Here is a 13665-nt window from a genome sequence, read left to right on the forward strand (position 1 = left end):
ATGACTGTCATCCGCCACGGGCGCCTCAGCTTTCGGGCGCGTTGAGCTTCTCGCGGCGCGCCGCGACCGACAGGCCGTGCGCCTCGAGGCTCTCGGCCCGCGCGAGCCGCTCGGCGGCCGGCCCGACCGCGGCAAGCGCCTCGGGGGTCATCTGCGCGAGCGTTGTGCGCTTGACGAAGTCCATGACCGACAGTCCCGACGAGAACCGCGCGGACCGCGCCGTGGGCAGCACGTGGTTCGGCCCCCCCACGTAGTCGCCGATCGCCTCGGGCGTCCAGGCACCGAGAAAGATCGCGCCGGCGTGGCGGCACCGCGCCGACAGCGCCTCCGGATCCGCGACGCAGAGCTCGAGGTGCTCGGGCGCGATCCGGTCGGACAGCGTCGCCGCCTCGTCGAGATCGCGCACGGTGATGACGGCACCGAAATCGCGCCAGCTCTCGCCCGCGACCGCGCGGCGTTCCAGCGTCTGCAGCCGAGCGTCCACCGCCTCGGCCACCTTGCGGCCGAAGGCAGCGTCATCGGTGACGAGGATCGACTGCGCGCTCTTGTCGTGTTCGGCCTGGCTCATGAGGTCGAGAGCGATCCAGTCGGGGTCGTTGTCGGCATCCGCGATCACCAGGATCTCGGACGGGCCCGCGATCATGTCGATGCCGACGCGGCCGAACACCCGCCGCTTGGCCGCGGCGACATAGGCGTTGCCGGGCCCGGTGATCTTGTCCACGGGCGCGATCGTCTCGGTGCCGTAGGCCAGGGCGGCAATCGCCTGCGCGCCGCCCACGCGGTAGATCTCGTCCACGCCCGCGATGCGCGCGGCCAGCATCACGTGCGGGTTCACCTGCCCGTCGGGCGTCGGCACGCAGATCGCCAGCCGCTCGACGCCGGCCACCTTCGCCGGGATCGCGTTCATCAGGACCGACGAGGGATAGGACGCGATGCCCCCCGGCACGTAGAGCCCGGCAGAGGCGACCGCCGTCCACCGCCAGCCGAGCGTCGCGCCCTCGGGATCGGTCCAGCGCGCGTCCTCGGGCATCTGCCGCGCGTGGTAGGCACGGATGCGCTCGGCCGCGAGCGTGAGCGCCGCACGGTCCGCCTCGGGCACGTCGGCGATGATGGCATCGACCTCGTCGCGGCCGATGGCGAGCGTCTCGGGGGTGAGTCGCAGGCGGTCGAACCGCTCGGTCAGCTCGATCAGCGCCGCGTCGCCGCGCGCGCGCACGTCCGCGATGATCGCGGCGACCGTGTCGTCGACGTCGGGGCTGTCCTCGCGCTTGGTGCCGAGCAGCGCGCGGAAGCGCTCCTCGAAATCCGGATCGCGCGTGTCGAGGAAGACGGGCATGGGCACTGTCCTTTCCGGTGTTCCGGCGGACTTATAGCGAGGCGGCGCGGCGCCTCAACCCGCGCGCGCCGCCACGCGTCACTCCGGGTGGTGCGGCATTCGGCCCGAGGGCGCCGCGTAGGGCCGGGTCACGTCCTTGAGCGTGACCTCGAGCGCCTCGACCTCGGCGCGGATCGCGCCGTCGCCGGCGAGCGTCACCTCGACGTGGCCCGCACCGTACTCGCCCGGCACGAAGCCCACGTTGAGGATCTGGAGCACGGTGTCGGCATCGCCGCGCGGCACGCCCTGGCTCGACACGCCGCGCGCGTTCTCGATCACCAGCACGGACTGCACCCGTTCGACCGGGTCGCGCGGACGCCCCTCCTCGCGCCGGATGCGGTTCAGCAGGAAGGCGAGCCGCCGCTCGCGCGGGCGCCAGGCGATCTCGGTCGCGGGCAGCACCGCATCCTGGACGAGCGCCGACAGCACCGCCAGGTCGTCGGGGTCCATGGCCCCCAGGTAGAGCGGCCGGCCGCCCGCATCCTCGAACCGCGCGTCCTCGGTCATGAGCCCTGAATCCGCTCGATCTTGGCGCCGACGCCCGAGAGCTTGCGCACCACGTGCTCGTAGCCGCGGTCGAGATGGTAGACGCGGTTCACCACCGTCTCGCCCCGCGCCGCGAGACCCGCCAGGATCAGCGACACGCTGGCCCTCAGGTCCGTCGCCATGACGGGCGCGCCCTTCAGATGTTCGACGCCGTGCACCGTGGCCGTCCCTCCGTGAACCTCGATCCGCGCGCCCATCCGCATCAGCTCGGGCGCGTGCATGAACCTGTTCTCGAAAATCTTCTCTTCAAGCACAGACGTGCCCTCGGCGGTGCAGAGCAGCGCCATCATCTGGGCCTGCAGGTCGGTGGGAAAGCCCGGGAACGGCTCGGTCGTCACGTCCACGGCGCGGATGCGGCCGTTCTTGCGCGACACGCGCAGGCCGTCCGGCGTCTCCTCCACCGCGATGCCCGCGGCGTCGAGCTTCTCGCAGAAGGCGCCGACCAGCTCGATCGCGCCGCCCAGCAGTTCCACGTCGCCGCCGCAGATCGCCGGCGCCAGCATGTAGGTGCCAAGCTCGATGCGGTCGGTGACCACCCGGTGCGTCGCGCCGCCCAGCCGGTCCACGCCCTCGACCGTGATCGTGTGACTGCCCTCGCCCTCGATCTGCGCGCCCATGCGCCGCAGGCACCGCGCGAGGTCCACGATCTCGGGCTCGCGCGCGGCGTTGCGGATCTCGGTCGTGCCCTTCGCCAGCGTCGCCGCCATCAGCGCGTTCTCGGTCGCGCCGACCGACACCAGCGGGAAATCGACGATCCCGCCGCGCAGCCCGCCCGCGGGCGCCTTGGCGTGCACGTAGCCGTCGCGCAGGTCGAGCGTCGCCCCCATCGCCTCGAGCGCGCGCAGGTGCAGGTCGACCGGCCGCGCGCCGATGGCGCAGCCGCCCGGCAGCGACACTTCCGCGTAGCCGAAGCGCGCCAGCAACGGCCCCAGCACGAGGATCGAGGCGCGCATCTTGCGCACGATGTCGTAGTCCGCGCGCTGGTTGTCGATCGCGTGGCTCGACATGGCCAGCACCCGGCCCTCCTGCAGCGCCGACACCTCGGCGCCCAGCGACTGCAGCAACAGCGTCATCGTGCGGATGTCCGACAGGCGCGGCGCGTTCTGCAGCGTCAGCGGCTCTTCCGTCAAGAGCGTCGCGGGCATCAGCGTGAGGCAGGCATTCTTCGCCCCCGCGATGTCGATGCGGCCGGACAGCGGCCCGTTCCCGGTGACGACGATCGAATCCATGTCTTAGGTGTCCTTGTCCCGCTCGTCCCCTTCGGACGTCTTGCGCGCCTTGGCTTTCGCCTGCGCCTTGCGCCGCGCGAGGTTGGCCTTGAGCGCGGCCTTGAGCCGCGCGTCCCGGGCCTCGTCCCGCTTGCCGGGGGTGCCTCGTTTCTGCTCCATGGACGCTCTCTACAGGAGGTGCGAAAAAGCGTCCAGATTGCGCTTGCACGGCCCGGCGATTGTCAGTAGAGACCCGGCCACGCGCCGCGGCGGCAGGTCTTCAGGGCCGGCACACGGCACAGGCGCTGCTGTAGCTCAGTGGTAGAGCACTCCCTTGGTAAGGGAGAGGTCGACAGTTCAATCCTGTCCAGCAGCACCATTCACCCCTCGTTCCCATCGCTTTGGCGTCGCTCTGCCCGCGGGCGCCTCCATATGTCGCGGCCATCCGGACGCGCCGTCCTCGCAGCCGATCACGATGCAGGGAACGCCGCCGGTGGCATGCCCTCGGGCGGCGCGTCCCGGTGTATAGGAAAGGCGTGGCTGAACGCGGAGAACGAGCGATGACCCTCCTGACACGGCGCAACCTGATCCTTCTCGGCGGCGCCACGGTGGCCGCCGGTGCGGCGGTGGCCGCGGCGAATTCCGGCCTCGTCGACCGTCTCGCCGGGTTCGAGGAACTGCCGCCCACCCCGGTCTTTGCCGTGGACGGCGTGGCGATCCGCGGCACCGACCCGGTGGCCTACTTCCGCGAAGGCCGGCCGGTGCACGGCGACGCGGCGTTCGAGGCGGAATGGAACGGGGCCCGCTGGCGTTTCGCGAACGGCGGGAACCGCGACGAGTTCCTCGCGGCGCCCGACCGCTTCGCCCCGCGTTACGGCGGCTTCTGCGCCTGGGCGGTGGCCGCGCGCGGCGAACTCTACAGCATCCAGCCCCGCAACTGGTCCATCGTCGACGACCGGCTCTACCTGAACTTCAACGACGACATCCAGCGCCGGTGGGAGGCCGACATCCCGGGCTTCATCGCCGAGGCCGACCGCCGCTGGCCGGAGATCATCGCCGGCGCGGCCTGAGCGCGCGGCGCACCCGAGCCCCCCGAACAGGTGCCCGAAAGCATCAATTCGCCGGTCGGCGCCACGCGACTTCACGCACCGACGGAACGCTCTGCGGGGTTGCTGCATTCTCCTCACATATGCATCACGGGTAGGAGAGCCCCAAATGAACCAGATCATCTATCTCGTCGGTCTCGTCGTCATCGTCGTCGCCATCGTGGGCTTCGTGCTCTGATCGCGACGTGACGTCCGCCAGGGCGGCGGGGCGCGGCCTTCGGGACGCACCTTGCCGCCCCGGAACGCGGTTGCTAAGCCGGGTCGACCGTTCACCGGGGGACCCGACCGCATGCGCACAGCCATCGGCACAAGCGATTTCCACGTCCCCGGCGAGACCTTCATCAACCGCCACGTGGCCCACATGTTCGGCGGCGACACCGTCGTCATCTGCGGCCGCTTCAACGGGACGGATCCCTACGGAAAACCGATCTTCGAACGCCGCGCGCGGCTCTCGGCCGCAGACGCGGTCGCGCTGCCGTTCTGGGCGCTCTGGAACCGGGCCCGCCACGCGACGTCGCGGCTGCCCTACGGCGCCGGGCGCCGCGCGCTCCTCGATTTCCTGAAGGACCAGCGCGTCGAGGTCATCCTCGCCGAATTCGGTACCCAGGCACTGGCACTGGCGCCGGTCGCCAACGACGCCGGCATCCCGATCTTCACCTATTTCCGCGGCACCGACGCGTCGAAGGCGCTGCGCGCGCGCCGCATCCAGCGCGCCTACCGGCTGATGATGCCGCGGCTCGCGGGTGTCGTGTCGGTGTCGCAGTTCCTGCTCGACAACCTCGCGGCGGCAGGCGTGCACCACCCGAACGCCCACGTGATCCCCTCGGGCGTCGACGTGCGTCGCTTCGTGCCGGGGGACAAGGCGCCCTTTTCCTGCCTCGCGGTCGGCCGCTTCGTCGACAAGAAGGCCCCGCTGACCACGTTGCGCAGCTTCGTCGAGGCGACGCGCGACCGGCCCGGCGCACGGCTCGACTTCATCGGGGACGGTCCCCTCCTGCCGGCCGCCCGCACCCTCGCGGCCGAGCTCGGCGCGGCGGACCGCGTGACCTTCCACGGCGCGCAGCCGCACGAGGCGGTGCGCGCGCGGCTCGAGGGCACCGCCTTCTTCCTCCAGCATTCCGTCACCGCGCAGGACGGCAACACCGAGGGTCTGCCCACCGCGATCCAGGAGGCGATGGCCGCGGGCTGCGTCACCGTGTCGACGCGCCATGCCGGCATCCCCGAGGCGGTGGAGGAGGGCGCGACCGGCTTTCTCGTCGACGAACACGACGCCGCAGGCTTCACCGCCGCGATCCGCGCGGCCATGGACCGGCCCGACCGGGCCGAGATGGCGGCGGCGGCGCGTCGCGTGGCGGAGACCCGGTTCGACAACGCCGTGCTGCTCTCGCGCCTCGAAAGCGTGATCCGCGACACGCTGGGCGGGGGGCGCCCGTGACGCGACAGTGGTGGAATGTCTGGTTCTGGACAGGATTTTCCGTTTTTCTGCGGATCGAGGCGCAGAAATGTTCGGTTTCGGATAGTGTTTGTGCCAAAGAATCCGGGGATCCCCGTGTTTTCGACGCCCGGTACGCCACCGCGGGACACAGCCCGCATCGCGTGAACCTGGCAGCACAAGCACCTGAAGGTGCATCCGTTTCGGCGCTTCGGCACCGATGATCGTCTACCGCGTCCTGATCAGCCTCTTCGCGGCGGTTCAACTCCTGCGCGCCGCGCGACGCGGGGGGCGCGCCGAGATCGCCGCGCGGCTCGGCCGCAGCGGGACGTCCGCGCGAACGCCCCGTCTCTGGCTGCACGCGGCGTCGAACGGGGAACTCGCCTCGGCACGCCCGGTGATCGAGGCGTGGCGCGCCGCACGGCCCGGCCTGCCGCTGGTCGTGACCTGCAATTCCGAGAGCGGCGTCGCGCTCGCGCGCAGCTGGGGCCTCGATGCCGCGCCGGCGCCGCTCGACCTGCGCCATGCCGTGAGCCGGTTTTGCACCAACTGGTTCGTGGCGGGACATATCGCCATGGAATCAGAGCTCTGGCCGAACAGGTTCGCGCAGATTCCGGGGCCGGTCGTGGTCCTCGGCGCCCGGATGAGCGCGCGCAGCGCGCGGGGCTGGGGCCGGTTTCCGGGTCTTGCGAGCCGCACCCTCGGGCGCGTCGCCTTCCTCTCCGCGCAGGATGCGGCCTCCCGTGATCGGCTCGTGGCACTCGGACTGCCGGCAGCCGCGACCGGGCCCGTGGCGGACCTCAAGGCGTTCTACGCGCCGCCTGCCGACCTCGCCCCCGACCCCGCTCTCGCCGAGGCGTTTCCCCGCGCGGAAACATGGCTCGCCGCCTCGATCCACGAGGAGGACGAGGCGATGGTCGTCGCCGCTCATGCGCGGGCCCTGCAGCAGCGTCCCGGCCTGCGCCTCATCGTCGCGCCGCGCCACCCGCGCCGGGGCGACGCGCTCCACGCGGCGCTGTCCGCTGCCCTCCCCGGCACGCGCGTCGCGCGCCGCAGCGCCGTCGACGATCCCGCGGGCGCGGGCATCCTCCTCGCCGACACACTGGGCGAGATGCCGCTCTGGTACGCGCTCTCGGGCGTCGTTTTCGTCGGCGGCACCACCGGCACGCGCGGCGGCCACACGCCCTACGAGCCCGCGCGCTTCGGCGCGGCGCTCCTGCACGGGCCCGACACCGCGAATTTTCGCGCGCCCTTTGCCGCGCTCGACGCCGCGGGCGCCGCGATCGAAGTGACGGACGCGGACGCGCTCGCCGCCGCGCTGGGGGCGCTCGCCGATCCCGGCAGGCAGCGGGCGCTCGGCACTGAGGCCGCGCGCCTGCTCCGTCCCGAGACCGACCTCGACGCGCTGATGCAGCGCGTGCTCGCGCATTTTCCGGCGCCCGGCGCGGCCTGAGGCTCGCGCGCGCGCCGAACGTTGCGGTCCTCACGCGACCGTGGCTGGACAAGTGCCCCCGTGCTTAGGCTTTTCTTGAATTCGCCCGCCGAAGCTGTAGCAATCGCCGAACCCTCGCACCGCCACGTGACATGATTCAGTATTCCCTCACCTGTGCCCAAGGGCACGATTTCGACAGCTGGTTCCAGTCCGCCACCGCCTACGACGCGCTGGCGGAGGCGGGACACCTTGCCTGCGCGATCTGCGGCAGCGCGGAGGTCCAGAAATCGGTCATGGCGCCCCGCGTCTCCGGCACCCGGAGCGAGGAGCGCGCGCTGAGCACGCCGCGCGGTCCGGCAGAGCAGGCGCTCGCGGCGTGGCGGGCGCATGTGGAGAAGACGTCGGACTACGTGGGGCGCGACTTTGTTCAGGAAGCGCGCGCCATGCACCTTGGCGAAGCTCCGGAACGGTCCATCTGGGGAGAGGCGCGCCCCGACGAGGCGCGGCGCCTGATCGAGGACGGCGTTCCGGTGGCCCCTCTGCCGTTCCGTCCCCAGCGCAAGTCGAACTGACGGCCGCGGGCCTCCGCGGGCCCGAGACCGGAAGGAACATGCCATGCGAATCCTCGTGACCGGAGCCAATCGCGGCATCGGCGCCGCGCTCTGCGAGGAGCTGGTCAACCGCGGCGAGGAGGTTCTGCCGACCGCCCGCCACGCCGACGGCATGCTGTCCCTCGACGTGACCGACACGGCCTCGCTGCGGGATTTCCGCCGCCGGATGGGTGAGGACAGCCTCGATGCCCTCGTCTGCAACGCCGGCATCTATCCCGACAAGGGCCAGCGGCTCGACGACGGCTACCCGCCCGAGATGTGGGCCGAGGCCTTCGCCACGAACGTCACCGGCGTCTTCCTGACGGTACAGACGCTCCTGCCGAACCTCCGGCGCGGCACGGCGCCCCGCATCGCCATCATCGGCTCGCAGATGGGCTCGACCGAGCGCGCGCCGGGCGGCAGCTACATCTACCGCGCGACCAAGGCCGCGGTGCTGAACCTCGGGCGCAACCTCGCCGCCGACCTGCGGCCCGAGGGGATCGCGGTCGGCATCTACCACCCGGGATGGGTGCAGACCGCCATGGGGGGCCGCACCGCCGAGATCGACACCCACCAGTCGGCCGCAGGCCTCGCCGACCGCCTCGCGGCCCTCAGCGTCGCCACCACCGGCCGGTTCGAGACCTGGGACGGCCGCGCGCACCCGTTCTGATGCTGCCCGAGCACCCCGAAGACTTTCCCGCCGCCTTCGCCGCCGCCTGGGCCACGCGGCAGGGCGCGGCGATCGGCGACCTCTTCGTCGAGGACGCGGACTTCGTGAACGTGGTCGGGCTCTGGTGGCACGACCGCGCCGCCATCGCCCGCGCCCACGACTACGCGCTGAAGAGCTTCTTCGCGGAAACCGACCTGCGCGTCGGCGCGACGCGCGTGCGGCAGCTCTCGCCGGACGTGGCCGTGGTGCAGTTCCGCGTCACGCTGACCGGCCAGCGCGCGCCCGACGGCACCGCCGCCGGCCCGCGCCAGACCCTTCTCGGCGTCGTCCTCCGCCGCACCGAGGCGGGCTGGCTGGCGGTGACCTGCCAGAACACCGACGTGGTGCCGGGCGCGGAAACCCACGTGAACGACGGCACGCTCGTGCCGGCCGATTACCGGCGCTGACGCCCGTGCAGCGGCGCCACGAGGCCCGCCGCGCAGTCGCGGGCGGCCTTGCGCAGGACCCGGACCGCGCGTAAGGGACGCCGCTGACAGGGGATCACGGGGAATACGATGCCCGTTCTGGTGATGAAATTCGGCGGCACCTCGGTCGCCACGCTCGACCGCATCCGGCGGGCGGCCAAGCGCGTCGGCGTCGAGGTCGCCAAGGGCTACGACGTGATCGTCATCGTCTCGGCCATGGCCGGCAAGACGAACGAGCTCGTGGGCTGGGTGAACGAGACCTCGCCGCTCTTCGATGCGCGCGAATACGACGCCGTGGTGAGCTCGGGCGAGAACGTGACCGCCGGCCTCATGGCGCTCACGCTGCAGGAGATGGAGGTGCCCGCGCGGTCCTGGCAGGGCTGGCAGGTGCCGCTCCGCACCACCTCGGCGCACGGCTCGGCCCGGATCGAGGAGATCCCCACCGACAACATCAACCGCAAGTTCGCCGAGGGCATGCGCGTCGCGGTGGTCGCGGGCTTCCAGGGGATCAGCCCCGAGGGCCGGATCACCACGCTCGGCCGCGGCGGGTCGGACACCACCGCCGTCGCCTTCGCCGCCGCCTTCGGGGCCGAGCGCTGCGACATCTACACCGACGTGGACGGCGTCTACACCACCGATCCGCGGATCTGCGACCGCGCGCGCCGGCTCGACCGCATCGCCTTCGAGGAGATGCTGGAGCTCGCGTCGCTCGGCGCCAAGGTCCTGCAGACCCGCTCGGTCGAGCTGGCCATGCGCTACAAGGTGCGCCTGCGGGTCCTGTCGAGCTTCGAGGAACAGTCGGACACGGCCGGCACGCTGGTCTGCGACGAGGAGGACATCATGGAAAGCAAGGTCGTGGCCGGGGTCGCCCATTCGCGCGACGAGGCGAAGATGACGCTCGTCTCTGTCGCCGACCGGCCGGGCATCGCCGCGGCGATCTTCATGCCGCTCTCCGAGGCCGGCGTGAACGTCGACATGATCGTGCAGAACATCGCCGAGGAGGGCCGCACGGACATGACCTTCTCCTGCCCGATCGACCAGGTGAAGCGGGCCGAGCAGGCGCTCTCGCGCGCCAAGGAGAAGGGCGAGATCAACTTCCACGATCTCGTCGCCGATACCGGCGTCGCCAAGGTGTCGGTGGTGGGCATCGGCATGCGCTCCCACACGGGCGTCGCCGCAAAGATGTTCAAGGTGCTCTCCTCCGAGGGCATCAACATCAAGGTCATCACCACGTCCGAGATCAAGATCTCGGTCCTGATCGACCGCAAGTACATGGAACTGGCGGTGCAGGCGCTGCACGACGCGTTCGAGCTGGAAAAGGCCTGAGCGGGACGGCGGGGGCCGGGCTGCCTCCGCCGCGTCAGACGGGGCCCGCGACGGCCGCGCAATGTCGGCTTTCGCTTTCCTCGCCCCTTCCGCCTGCCCTATAGCTGGTGCGCCGAGGACGAGGGGCACACGACATGCCGGAGCGCACCGAGAGCGAGAGCCGCAAGCTGCTGGGACGCTTGCGCGACACCATGGCCGAAGAGGCCGCCGGCCAGGAACGGCTCGACAAGATCACCCACCTGACCGCGGATTCGATGGGGACCGAGGTCTGCTCGATCTACCTCTTCCGCGACGACGAGACGCTCGAGCTCTGCGCCACCGAGGGGCTCAAGGCCGAGGCCGTGCACCAGACCCGCATGCGGCTGGGCGAGGGCCTCGTCGGCCGCGTGGCGCGCACCGGCAAGATCGTGAACACCGCCAATGCGCCCGCCGAGCGCGGTTTCCGCTACATGCCCGAGACCGGCGAGGAAATCTATTCGAGCTTTCTCGGCGTGCCGATCCAGCGGCTGGGCGAGAAGCTCGGCGTCCTGGTCGTGCAGTCGAAGGAAAGCCGCGAATACACCTCCGACGAGATCTACGCGCTCGAGGTGGTCGCGATGGTGCTGGCCGAGATGGCCGAGCTCGGCGCCTTCGTCGGCGAGGGTGCGGCGCTCAAGGCGCGCCACACAGACCCCGTCGTCTTCCGCGGCACCATGGGACAGGAAGGCGCGGCCGAGGGCCACGTCTGGCTGCACGAGCCGCGCGTCGTGGTCACGAACCTCGTCGCCGACGATCCCGAGGTCGAATCGCGCCGCCTCCTCGAGGCAGTGGACCGCCTGCGGGTCAGCGTCGACCAGATCCTCGCCTCCGCCTCCGACCCCGAACAGGTGCAGGTGCTCGAGGCCTACCGCATGTTCGCCAATTCCAAGGGCTGGCTCCGGCGGATGGAAGAGGACATCGGCCGCGGCCTCTCGGCCGAGGCAGCGGTGGAAAAGGAACAATCCGCCGCCCGCGCGCGCATGAGCCAGGTCACCGACGCCTACCTGCGCGAACGGCTGCAGGACCTCGACGACCTGTCGAACCGGCTGCTGCGGCTGCTGACCGGACAGGGCCGCGAGACCGGCGCGGAGCTGCCGCCCGACCCGGTGCTCGTGGCACGCAACATCGGCCCCGGGGAACTCCTGGAATACGGGCGCGCCCTGCGCGGCGTGGTGCTCGAGGACGGATCGGTCGGCAGCCACGCGGCGATCGTCGCCCGCGCACTGGCGATCCCGCTCGTGATCCATGCGGGCCGCATCACCACCGAGGCGCTGAACGGCGACCACATCATGGTCGACGGCGACACCGGCACCGTGCACCTGCGCCCCGACGACCCCGTGGTGAACGCCTTCCGCGACAAGATGGCCATGCAGGCCAAGGCGCTCGAGCGCTACGCCTCGATCCGCGACACGCCCTGCGTCACCGCCTGCGGCCAGCATATCGGGCTGCACATGAACGCGGGTCTCATGGCGGACCTGCCGAGCCTCGCCAATTCGGGCGCCGAGGGCGTCGGCCTCTTCCGCACCGAGCTGCAGTTCCTGATCCGCAACCAGATGCCCAAGCGCACCGAGCTCGCGGCGATCTACGCGCGCGTGCTCGACGCCGCGCAGGGCCGCCGCGTGGTCTTCCGCACGCTCGACATCGGTTCGGACAAGGTCCTGCCCTACATGAAGCCCAACGACGAGCCGAACCCGGCGCTCGGCTGGCGGGCGATCCGCGTCGGCCTCGACCGACCCGGCGTGCTGCGCATGCAGCTGCAGGCGCTCCTGCGTGCGTCGGGCGGACGGCCGCTGTCGGTCATGTTCCCCTTCGTGGCGCAGCTCGACGAATACCGCGCCGCGCGCGCCGAGATGGACAAGGCCATCGCGCGCGAACGCCGCCTGGGCCATACCCTGCCCGAGAAGATCGAGGTCGGCGCCATGCTCGAGACGCCGTCGCTGGCCTACGCGCCCGACCGCTTCTTCGCCGAGGTCGATTTCCTGTCCATCGGCGGCAACGACCTCAAGCAGTTCTTCTTCGCCGCCGACCGCGAGAACGAGCGCGTGCGCCGCCGCTACGACACGCTCAACACCTCGTTCCTGACCTTCATCGAACGCATCGTCGAACGCGCGGACGCCGCCGGCACGCCCATGTCGTTCTGCGGCGAGGATGCCGGCCGCCCGGTCGAGGCGCTCTGCCTCGCCGCGATCGGCCTGCGCACCCTGTCCATGCGCGCGCCCTCCATCGGGCCGGTCAAGCACCTCCTGCTGCGGGCCGATCTCGGCGCCGTGCGCGACGTGATCCACCGCGCCCGCGAGGAAGGCGAGCAGAGCGTGCGTCCCGCGGTGATGGAACACCTGCGCACCATGGCCTGACCCCTGGGCCCGCGCGTCCGGACGGTCTTGCCAAACGCGCCGCGTTGGCCGAGAACCGGGCACGAGCGGTCCCTTAGCTCAACTGGATAGAGCAGCTGACTTCTAATCAGCAGGTTTGGGGTTCGAGTCCTCAAGGGATCGCCAGAAATCAACAATATATCAATATGTTGCGCACTGAATTGCGTCGGACCTGCGGCATTGATCTGCTTGGGTGATTTTAGGCGTTGGTAAAACACGCCCCTTACACGCGAGCGGGCGGGTTTTGGCGCACTTGAGCAGGTGCGGTGCGGGTCGCGGCAATCTGCGCGATCGCCGCCATCGCTTTGCTCGTGATTGTCGAACGCGACGCACTTGGAGGATCGTGGCGCAGTCTGACGCTCGAGGCGTCAGCGCCGGAATAGCGCCGCAGCCGGCCTACGGACGCCAGTTGAGCGCCGTTCTCCGGCGGTTTCTCGGCTCCCCACGTCGTCATCCTTAGATTACGCCTCCCATTGCGTCGATTTCGTCCGTGCTGCCGAGCCTGTCCGACTTCTGAGCGACCATCGCCTCAGTCGTGAGTAGCAGGCCCGCAATCGATGCCGCGTCTTCCAGCGCGATCCGGACGACCTTTGTCGGGTCGATGATACCTGCCTGCAGCAGGTCGCCGTATTTCTCCAGCTGCGCGTCAAAACCGAATGTCGTGCTGGCGTTCTCGATGACCTTGCCTGCGACGACCGACCCGTCGACCCCGGCATTCTCCGCGATCTGGCGCAGCGGCGCCTGAACCGCGCGGCGTATGATCTTGATGCCGGCATCCTGATCCGGGTTGTCTCCCTTCATGTCAGCCAGAACCTTCCCCGCATGGACCAATGCAGCCCCGCCACCAGGCACGACACCTTCCTGCACCGCCGCGCGCGTGGCGTTGAGGGCGTCCTCGACCCTGTCCTTGCGCTCTTTGACCTCGATCTCGGTGGCACCCCCGACACGGATGACGGCAACGCCGCCTGACAGCGTCGCCAGGCGGTCCCGCAACTTCTCCCTGTCGTAATCCGAGGTCGTGTCCTCGATCTGGCTGCGAATCTGGGCGACGCGCGAGGCGATCGCCGGCTTCTCGCCCGCACCTTCAATGACCGTCGTGTCATCTGACCTGCTCCCCTGAAAAGTC

At 70.6% G+C, this 13665-nt stretch carries 13 protein-coding genes and 2 tRNA genes; 10 read left to right on the forward strand and 5 right to left on the reverse strand.

What is annotated here, in order from left to right:
• Window positions 1–25 precede the first annotated feature (25 nt).
• The 4 genes from hisD to RISW2_RS25410 all read right to left on the reverse strand — a co-directional run bounded on the left by hisD (window position 26) and on the right by RISW2_RS25410 (window position 3309).
• Window positions 26–1336 (reverse strand): histidinol dehydrogenase, encoded by a 1311-nt coding sequence (gene hisD / locus RISW2_RS19585; RefSeq protein ID WP_043774212.1) that lies wholly within the window; start codon window positions 1334–1336, stop codon window positions 26–28.
• Window positions 1337–1414: 78 nt separating this feature from the next.
• Window positions 1415–1882, reverse strand: coding sequence for a DUF2948 family protein (locus RISW2_RS19590; protein ID WP_043774213.1), 468 nt, complete (start codon window positions 1880–1882; stop codon window positions 1415–1417).
• The gene (murA, locus tag RISW2_RS19595; protein WP_043774214.1) at window positions 1879–3150 is read right to left on the reverse strand and encodes a UDP-N-acetylglucosamine 1-carboxyvinyltransferase; all 1272 of its coding nucleotides are present in this window, start codon (window positions 3148–3150) and stop codon (window positions 1879–1881) included. Before murA ends, RISW2_RS19590 begins: the two co-directional genes overlap by 4 nt.
• Before the next feature lie 3 nt (window positions 3151–3153).
• A complete protein-coding gene (locus RISW2_RS25410) occupies window positions 3154–3309 on the reverse strand; it encodes a hypothetical protein (protein WP_164490725.1) in 156 nt (51 codons plus the stop codon).
• Window positions 3310–3433: 124 nt separating this feature from the next.
• Here RISW2_RS25410 and RISW2_RS19600 point away from each other — a divergent pair.
• From RISW2_RS19600 to RISW2_RS19645, 10 genes are all read left to right on the forward strand, one after another.
• A tRNA-Thr gene (locus RISW2_RS19600) sits at window positions 3434–3508 on the forward strand.
• Between the two features lie 181 nt (window positions 3509–3689).
• Window positions 3690–4199 (forward strand): YHS domain-containing (seleno)protein, encoded by a 510-nt coding sequence (locus tag RISW2_RS19605; RefSeq protein ID WP_043774215.1) that lies wholly within the window; start codon window positions 3690–3692, stop codon window positions 4197–4199.
• A 325-nt stretch (window positions 4200–4524) separates the two neighbouring features.
• The gene (locus RISW2_RS19610) at window positions 4525–5670 is read left to right on the forward strand and encodes a glycosyltransferase (protein ID WP_043774216.1); all 1146 of its coding nucleotides are present in this window, start codon (window positions 4525–4527) and stop codon (window positions 5668–5670) included.
• Between the two features lie 217 nt (window positions 5671–5887).
• Window positions 5888–7120 carry a 3-deoxy-D-manno-octulosonic acid transferase gene (locus RISW2_RS19615; protein WP_043774217.1) on the forward strand — a complete coding sequence of 411 codons (1233 nt, stop codon included), beginning with the start codon at window positions 5888–5890 and terminating at the stop codon, window positions 7118–7120.
• 131 nt (window positions 7121–7251) lie between these two features.
• Entirely contained in the window at window positions 7252–7671 is a 420-nt protein-coding gene (locus tag RISW2_RS19620) for a DUF1178 family protein (protein ID WP_043774218.1), read from the forward strand.
• Between the two features lie 43 nt (window positions 7672–7714).
• Window positions 7715–8359, forward strand: coding sequence for an SDR family NAD(P)-dependent oxidoreductase (locus tag RISW2_RS19625; protein WP_043774219.1), 645 nt, complete (start codon window positions 7715–7717; stop codon window positions 8357–8359).
• Window positions 8359–8805 (forward strand): SgcJ/EcaC family oxidoreductase, encoded by a 447-nt coding sequence (locus RISW2_RS19630; protein ID WP_043774220.1) that lies wholly within the window; start codon window positions 8359–8361, stop codon window positions 8803–8805. Before RISW2_RS19625 ends, RISW2_RS19630 begins: the two co-directional genes overlap by 1 nt.
• Window positions 8806–8913: 108 nt before the next feature.
• Window positions 8914–10149, forward strand: coding sequence for an aspartate kinase (locus RISW2_RS19635; RefSeq protein ID WP_043774221.1), 1236 nt, complete (start codon window positions 8914–8916; stop codon window positions 10147–10149).
• Between the two features lie 134 nt (window positions 10150–10283).
• A complete protein-coding gene (gene ptsP, locus RISW2_RS19640) occupies window positions 10284–12521 on the forward strand; it encodes a phosphoenolpyruvate--protein phosphotransferase (protein WP_043774222.1) in 2238 nt (745 codons plus the stop codon).
• Between the two features lie 67 nt (window positions 12522–12588).
• Window positions 12589–12665: transfer RNA gene (locus RISW2_RS19645), tRNA-Arg, on the forward strand.
• A gap of 330 nt (window positions 12666–12995) precedes the next feature.
• Here RISW2_RS19645 and RISW2_RS19650 read toward each other — a convergent pair.
• The coding region (locus RISW2_RS19650; protein ID WP_043774223.1) for a TCP-1/cpn60 chaperonin family protein at window positions 12996–13665 on the reverse strand (670 nt) is incomplete at its 5' end.

The organism is Roseivivax isoporae LMG 25204 (genome assembly GCF_000521865.1).
Taxonomy (GTDB): domain Bacteria; phylum Pseudomonadota; class Alphaproteobacteria; order Rhodobacterales; family Rhodobacteraceae; genus Roseivivax; species Roseivivax isoporae.

Coding starts and splice junctions, on each gene's coding strand:
- hisD (WP_043774212.1), bottom strand. CDS start 1,336: ATGCCCGTCTTCCTCGACACGCGCGATCCGGATTTCGAGGAGCGCTTC.
- RISW2_RS19590 (WP_043774213.1), bottom strand. CDS start 1,882: ATGACCGAGGACGCGCGGTTCGAGGATGCGGGCGGCCGGCCGCTCTAC.
- murA (WP_043774214.1), bottom strand. CDS start 3,150: ATGGATTCGATCGTCGTCACCGGGAACGGGCCGCTGTCCGGCCGCATC.
- RISW2_RS25410 (WP_164490725.1), bottom strand. CDS start 3,309: ATGGAGCAGAAACGAGGCACCCCCGGCAAGCGGGACGAGGCCCGGGAC.
- RISW2_RS19605 (WP_043774215.1), top strand. CDS start 3,690: ATGACCCTCCTGACACGGCGCAACCTGATCCTTCTCGGCGGCGCCACG.
- RISW2_RS19610 (WP_043774216.1), top strand. CDS start 4,525: ATGCGCACAGCCATCGGCACAAGCGATTTCCACGTCCCCGGCGAGACC.
- RISW2_RS19615 (WP_043774217.1), top strand. CDS start 5,888: ATGATCGTCTACCGCGTCCTGATCAGCCTCTTCGCGGCGGTTCAACTC.
- RISW2_RS19620 (WP_043774218.1), top strand. CDS start 7,252: ATGATTCAGTATTCCCTCACCTGTGCCCAAGGGCACGATTTCGACAGC.
- RISW2_RS19625 (WP_043774219.1), top strand. CDS start 7,715: ATGCGAATCCTCGTGACCGGAGCCAATCGCGGCATCGGCGCCGCGCTC.
- RISW2_RS19630 (WP_043774220.1), top strand. CDS start 8,359: ATGCTGCCCGAGCACCCCGAAGACTTTCCCGCCGCCTTCGCCGCCGCC.
- RISW2_RS19635 (WP_043774221.1), top strand. CDS start 8,914: ATGCCCGTTCTGGTGATGAAATTCGGCGGCACCTCGGTCGCCACGCTC.
- ptsP (WP_043774222.1), top strand. CDS start 10,284: ATGCCGGAGCGCACCGAGAGCGAGAGCCGCAAGCTGCTGGGACGCTTG.